The organism is Pseudomonas sp. P5_A2_2 (assembly GCF_054177685.1).
In genome coordinates, this window is sequence record NZ_JBGCUL010000602.1 from 1 (window position 1) to 2,790 (window position 2,790).

3 protein-coding genes are annotated in these 2,790 nt (G+C 61.7%); all 3 read left to right on the plus strand.

Annotated features, from left to right (window positions below):
- Positions 1-753: carboxyl transferase domain-containing protein (locus ACXRVY_RS22905; RefSeq protein ID WP_458238316.1), on the plus strand; the 753-nt coding region annotated here is incomplete at its 5' end.
- Between the two features lie 24 nt (positions 754-777).
- Entirely contained in the window at positions 778-1,935 is a 1,158-nt protein-coding gene (atuD, locus tag ACXRVY_RS22910) for a citronellyl-CoA dehydrogenase (protein ID WP_458238317.1), read from the plus strand.
- Positions 1,932-2,729, plus strand: a complete 798-nt coding sequence (locus tag ACXRVY_RS22915) for an enoyl-CoA hydratase/isomerase family protein (protein WP_223463455.1) — start codon at positions 1,932-1,934, stop codon at positions 2,727-2,729. Before atuD ends, ACXRVY_RS22915 begins: the two co-directional genes overlap by 4 nt.
- Positions 2,730-2,790: the final 61 nt, after the last annotated feature.

Below are 2,790 nucleotides of genomic sequence, written 5' to 3' on the forward strand. Positions count from 1 at the left end.
CTGCTGGGCCTGATTCCGGATGATCCGAAAAAACCCTACGACGCACGTGAAATCATCGCTCGTCTCGCCGACGCTTCGAACTTTCTTGAATTCAAAGGCGAGTTCGATCAGCAGACCGTGTGCGGTCATCTGAGAATTCAGGGCCGCGCCTGCGGCTTCATCGGCAACAACGGCCCGATCACGCCAAAAGGCGCGAGCAAGGCCGCCCAGTTCATCCAGCTGTGCGACCAGAGCCAGACGCCGCTGCTGTTTTTCCACAACACCACCGGGTTCATGGTCGGCACCGAATCGGAACAGCAAGGCGTGATCAAGCACGGCGCGAAGATGATCCAGGCGGTGGCCAACGCCCGGGTGCCGAAGCTGACCATCGTCGTCGGTGGCTCCTACGGCGCGGGCAACTATGCAATGTGCGGACGCGGCCTCGACCCGCGTTTCCTCTTCGCCTGGCCCAACAGCCGCACCGCCGTGATGGGCGGCGCGCAAGCGGGCAAAGTGCTGCGCATCGTCACCGAGGCAAAACAGGCCAAGGACGGCCTGGTGCCCGATCCGAAAATGCTCGACACGCTGGAACAGGTCGCCGCGCAGAAACTCGACAGCCAGTCCACGGCACTCTACGGCAGTGCCAATCTGTGGGACGACGGATTGATCGACCCGCGCGATACCCGGACTTTGCTGGGTTACTTGCTGGACATCTGTCATGAGGCCGAGGTGCGGCCATTGCAAGCCAACAGTTTTGGCGTAGCCCGGTTCTAGGCCGGCTCAAGGAGAACAATAAAAATGATCTTCACCCAGGAACACGAAGCACTGCGCCGCACCGTGCGCCAATTCGTCGAGCACGAGATCAACCCGCACGTCGAGGAATGGGAAAAGGCCGGGCGCTTCCCCATCCACGAAGTCTTTCGCAAGGCCGGCGACCTTGGCTTGCTGGGCATTTCCAAACCGGAAAAATTCGGCGGCATGGGGCTCGACTACAGCTATTCGATCGTCGCAGCCGAAGAGTTCGGCACTATTCATTGCGGCGGCATACCGATGTCCATCGGCGTGCAGACCGACATGTGCACACCCGCCCTGGCACGGTTCGGCTCCGATGAGTTGCGCGACGAATTCCTGCGCCCGGCTATCAGCGGCGAGCAGGTCGGCTGCATCGGTGTCTCCGAAGTCGGCGCCGGTTCTGACGTTGCCGGATTGAAAACCAYGGCGCGCAAGGACGGCGACGATTATGTGATCAACGGCAGCAAGATGTGGATCACCAACTCGCCGAGCGCCGACTTCATCTGCCTGCTGGCCAATACCTCCGACGACAAACCGCACATCAACAAATCGCTGATCATGGTGCCGATGAACACGCCGGGCATCAGTTTGAGTTCACACCTGGACAAGCTCGGCATGCACAGCTCGGAAACCGCCCAGGTGTTTTTCGACAACGTGCGCGTACCCCAGCGCAACCGCATCGGCCATGAAGGCGCGGGGTTCATGATGCAGATGCTGCAGTTCCAGGAGGAACGCCTGTTCGGCGCGGCCAACATGATCAAGGGCCTGGAGTATTGCGTCGACAGCACCATCGAATACTGCAAGGAGCGCAAAACCTTCGGCAACGCGCTGATCGACAATCAGGTCATCCACTTCCGCCTGGCTGAACTGCAAACCGAAATCGAATGCCTGCGGGCGCTGGTCTATCAGGCCACCGAGCAATACGTCAAAGGCCAGGACGTCACACGCCTGGCCTCCATGGCCAAGCTCAAGGCCGGGCGGCTGGGCCGCGAAGTCAGCGACAGTTGCCTGCAATACTGGGGCGGCATGGGCTTCATGTGGGACAACCCGGTGGCCCGCGCCTACCGTGACGTGAGGCTGGTATCGATTGGCGGCGGCGCCGACGAAATCATGCTGGGGATCATCTGCAAACTCATGGGCATCCTGCCGGGGAAAAAGAAATGAGCAGCCTGCCGGTTTGCCAGACCTTGCTGCTGGAACTGCACAACGGCGTATTGCACATCACCCTCAACCGCCCGGACAGCCGCAATGCGATGAGCTTGCAGATGGTCGCCGAGTTGCGCTCGGTGCTGGCAGCCGTGCGCGATGACCGAGGGGTTCGCGCGCTGGTGATCGGCGGTGCCGGAGGCCACTTCTGCGCCGGTGGCGATCTCAAGGACATCGCCAGTGCCCGCGCTCAAGGTTCGAGCGCTCACCGTGATATGAATCGGGTGTTCGGTGCGTTGCTGCAGGAGGTGCAACAGGCTCCGCAAGTGGTGATCACGGTGCTGCAAGGCGCGGTGCTCGGCGGTGGTTTCGGCCTGGCCTGTGTCAGCGATATCGCCATGGCCGATCACCAGGCGCAATTCGGCCTGCCGGAAACCAGCCTCGGCTTGTTGCCGGCGCAGATCGCGCCGTTCGTGGTGCAGCGCATCGGCCTGACCGAGACCCGGCGCCTGGCCCTGACCGCGGCACGTTTTGATGGTCACCAGGCACGGCGCATGGGGCTGGTGCATTTTGTCGAGCATGATCCGCAGGCCCTGGCCGAGCGTCTCGATGAGGTGTTGGCCCATGTGTTGTGTTGTGCGCCGGGGGCGAATGCGGCGACCAAGAAACTCCTGCTGGCGAGTGCCGGACAACCGACCGATGCCCTGCTRGATCAAGCGGCGCAATGGTTCAGCGATGCGGTGACCGGGGCAGAAGGCGTCGAGGGAGCGATGGCCTTCGTGCAAAAACGCAAGCCGGGGTGGGCCTCCTAAAAGCTTCGCTGGCAAGCCAGCTCCTACAGTGAATTTATGCACACACAATCCCTGTAGGAGC